The sequence below is a fragment of the Massilia sp. CCM 8734 genome (genome assembly GCF_011682155.1).
Taxonomy (GTDB): Bacteria; Pseudomonadota; Gammaproteobacteria; order Burkholderiales; family Burkholderiaceae_D; genus Telluria_A; species Telluria_A rubra.
Window position 1 is genome coordinate 1 of sequence record NZ_WHJI01000099.1, and the last position, 4296, is coordinate 4296.

Below are 4296 nucleotides of genomic sequence, written 5' to 3' on the forward strand. Positions count from 1 at the left end.
AGTTCCCAGTCTGCCAAACGAGCTGGTCGACGCCGTTCCGGAGCGCGTAGCGCCCGTGCCGGTGCCGGCCGCGCCGAACACGCGTGCCGTGGACGACGCGATCGCCGCAGGCATGCGCCTGAAAACGCCCAACGGCGCGATGCTGCACAAACCTGGCTCAAGTAAAGTTTTCAAGCTGAGCACCGCACAAAAAGCCTACTATCAGAAAGTAATGGCCCGCCTCGCGCGCGAAGCGGCACCCGTCGCGGCGACGCCCGCTGTATTGCAAGAAGCAGTAGAGAACGCGCAGGCACGAGTTGCCGACGAGCCGCCGGCTGTGGCCGAATCCGCGCTCGACGTCGCCGCCCATGAATCGGCGACGTCGCCGCTTAACGCGCTGGCCCAGCCGACCGAAGGGCAAAAGGAAGCTGGCAACTACAAGCTTGGCCGCGTCAAGCTGCATGGCCTGGACGTCTCGATCGAGAACCCGGCCGGCTCGATCCGCTCGGGCGTGGACGGCCAAGGCCAGGCGTGGCAAACCAGAATGGCGCACCACTACGGCTATATCCGCAGCACCGTAGGCGCCGACAAGGATCACGTCGACGCCTTCATCGGGCCGAATCCCGACAGCGACAAGGTGTTCGTCGTGGACCAAGTCCATCCCGAATCGGGCAAGTTCGACGAGCACAAGGTCATGTTCGGGTTCGACTCCCTGGATGACGCGCGCGACGGATACGACGCCAATTATGCCCCTGGCTGGAAAGGCGGCCGCCATATCACCGAAACGGACACGGCCGCCTTCAAGAACTGGCTTGCATCCGGCAAGACCAGGCGCCCATTCGCAGAAAGCGCGCCGCGCCGCGGCATCCGCGCCGTGGAAGACATGCAGGCGGAAGCCAAGCTGCTGGGCGCCACGCCCGACCAGGTCGACGGGATCGCTTCCGGTGAAGAACTGTGGCGCAAGAATTTTCCAAAAACCTACGGCAATACTCCGGAGGAACGCAAGGCCGCGCCGCCGTTGGGCAAGCAGGAGCTGAACCGGATGACGACCCGGGACATGACCGATGACCAGCTGCTGCAGGCGCAAAAAGTGTTCGCTGGCGGCCCGCGTGCCAAGAAAATTGAAAAGGCGATCGCCGAGCGGGCAATTTCGCCTATGGCGACGCCGGAGCCGACCTCGCAAATGGATCCCATGGTGCCCGCTTCCGGGGGCGATGAGGCCAAGATGGAGGTGCGCGCGCAAGCGGCGCCGGTGGAAAAAGCCGACCTCGACGCGCCCGCTGGTACCGCGCCCGAGCACGCGCGCATGTCGGCCGACAGTCCCCAGTCCCAGCAGTTAACGAGCGGCGTTATAGCGCGCGTAACGAAGCCTGGCGATTCTTTTGGCGGCGGCGACAATATGTGGATGCCCACGGGCCTGACGGCGCACGAGCTGGCCGAGCGCCCGGCAAACAGCGTCAAGCCCGCTACGCTTGGCCCGAAATCCGATACACTAACGACAACCCCAAGCAAGAAAGCAAAAAATGGACATAGCGACACTAGCCGCGAAGGCGCGCAAGCACTGGGAACTGTGGCTTCCGCAGAAAATGGAACAGCTGAAACTGCTGGGCGAATGGAGCGAGGCCACGCAGACGGCCGCGATCCAGGCGCACCGATTGATCGCGGAGCTGAAAACGCAGGGCTTCCAGCAGCACGAGGCGGAAGAACAAGCCCTGAGCCTGTATATCCTGCTGACGCCGGAGCCGGCACCGACGGACGACTGGGAAGCGCTCGAGCTGGCCGAGCTGGAACGCGAGTATCAAAGCAGGATGCAGGAACCAGCGCCCCGGTAAACGTCGCGCCGGCGCCGGCGCCGCCGAACATTCCCGCTGTCAATTTCCGCATCACCGAAGACGTGCGTCTCGGCCAGGGCGGCGAAGTCCAGAAATTCAACGACAACCTGGCAGCGATCCGCACCATGCGCGCAATCGAGGCCGAGAACCGCCGCGCCACGCCGCGGGAACAGGGCATTCTCGCCCGCTATGTGGGCTGGGGCGGCTTGGCCAACGCGTTCCCGGCGCCCGAATCGGGCGAGTTCAAGGATGCATGGAAGAAGCGCGGCCCCGAGCTGGCCGAGCTGCTGACGCCGAAAGAATACGCGCTCGCGCGCCGCTCGACCCTCGATTCGCACTACACGTCCAAGACGGTCGTTGACAGCATGTGGGCGGCCGCGTGCCGGTTCGGCTTCAAGGGAGGCCTGGCGCTTGAGTCGTCCATGGGCGCTGGCAACTTCCTCGGCCTCATGCCGGCCGACGTTGCCAGGCAAACCAAATTTGTCGGCGTTGAGTACGACAACCTGACCGCCCGTATTGCGACACTGCTGTACCCGGCCGAAACAGTCCTCAACAGCGGCTTCCAGAGCGTGCCGCTCACCGACGGCTCGTTTGACCTGTCGATCGGCAATCCGCCGTTCGGCGACCAATCCCTGCGCTTCCAGTTCAAGCCGGAAATCAACGGTCATTCGATCCACAACCAGTTCTTCCTTGCCGCCCTGGACGCGGTCAAGCCGGGCGGCCTGCAGGTCCAGGTCGTGTCGCGCTACCTGCTCGACAAGATCGACTCGTCCTCGCGCACGATGCTGGCTAAAAAAGCGAAGCTGCTTGGGGCGATCCGCCTGCCGGACACGGTATTCAAGGAAAACGCGCGCACTTCGGTGGTGACGGACATCGTTTTCCTGCAGCGCTTGTCCGCCGAAGAAGAAGCGAACATGGAACAGGTGTTCGAGGCAGCGGCGAAGAAAGCGGACCGCAATCCGGACGCCGAGTTTGCTCGCCAGGCGCTGGCCGCGCAAGTTCCCGACTGGGTCCGCACCACATCGGTAGCCGATCCGCTTGGCGGCGACGCGATGCCGGTCAATACCTATTTTGCCAGCAATCCGCAGATGATCATGGGCGTACTGGAGCGCTCCGGGTCCATGGCCTTCGGCAAGGACATCACCGTGCGCCTCGATGATCCGGACAGCCTGGCCGAGCGCCTGGCCGACGCGATAGCGCGCCTCCCCCAGGATGTCATGGTCCAGACCCAAAGCGGCGTGGACGCCGCAATCGCTCGCCACAAGGACATGAGCGATGCCCTGCGCATCGCCTTGGCCGGCCACGAAAACGGCTCGATCAAGCTGGAAGCCGGCGCGCTTGTGCAGGTGATCGAGCGCGAAACGCCGGAAGGTGGATACGAGCTGTCGCGCCGCACGCTCTCGCCGGCGTCCCCATGGTCCGACGCCCTGTACCTGGACAGCGCCGGCCAGTGGTATGTGGTCGAGGCCCAGCTGGGCGCCGACGGCAAGCCGGCCAAGCTGATCAAGGACGGCAAACAAACCAAGCTCAATATTTACGACCGCAAGGTATTTGCGTCGGAAGCGGACATCCCGGCCGGGATGCTGCTGGGACAAACGAAATTCGACCGCCTCAAGCAACTGGTGAACCTGCGCGACCTGCTCAAGGAACAGCTGTCGATGGAGGCAGAAAACGCCCCAGTGGCCGCGATCGAGGCAAACCGCAGCGCGCTGAAAGCCGCCTACGATGGCTTCGTGAAGGCGCACGGATTCATTTCCGAGCCGGCGAACTCGTCGCTGGTGTCGAACATGCCCGACGGCGCACTGGTGCAGGCGCTCGAATTCGGCTATCGTCCCGCCATTTCCGCAGCGCGCGCCGCCCGCATCCGTGAAAAGGTGCGGCCGTCGACCGCCGAGCCGGCGCCGATCCTGTTCAAGCGCGTGATCGTTCCCTACGAGGCGCCGACGTCGGCCGACACGATGGCGGACGCCGTGGCCATCAACATGGCCGAATCGGGCCGGGTCGACATCGAGCGCATTGCCTCGCTTATGGCGAAGAACGCCACCGAGATCGAGGCCGACCTGGCGGCCGCCGACAAGCCGCTGCTGTTCAAGGACCCGGAAACGGACGAATGGGTATCGCGCAACGACTACCTGACCGGGCATGTCAAGCGCAAGCTCAATGCCGCACGGGCCGCGCACCTGACCGCCAACATCATCGCCCTGCAGGAAGTGCAGCCGGAACCGTGGGGGGCGGAGAACGTCACCGCGCTGCTGGGCTCATCCTGGGTGCCGCCGGCGGTTTACGCTGACTTTGTCGAGCATATCTCGGGCAACGCCGCGCGCGTCGCATTCTCTGCCATCACCAACAGTTATAGCGTCAACGGCCGCGCCGACGACCGCGGTCGGGAGGAGGAATGGGCCTCGCCAGGCTACACCTCCGTCGAACTGATCTCGGACCTGCTCAATAACAATCAGATCAAGGTCTTGGTCTACGACAAGGACGG

At 64.2% G+C, this 4296-nt stretch carries 1 pseudogene; it reads left to right on the top strand.

What is annotated here, in order from left to right:
- Window positions 1-4296: pseudogene (locus tag F2P46_RS35460) on the top strand (hypothetical protein); the annotation flags it as partial.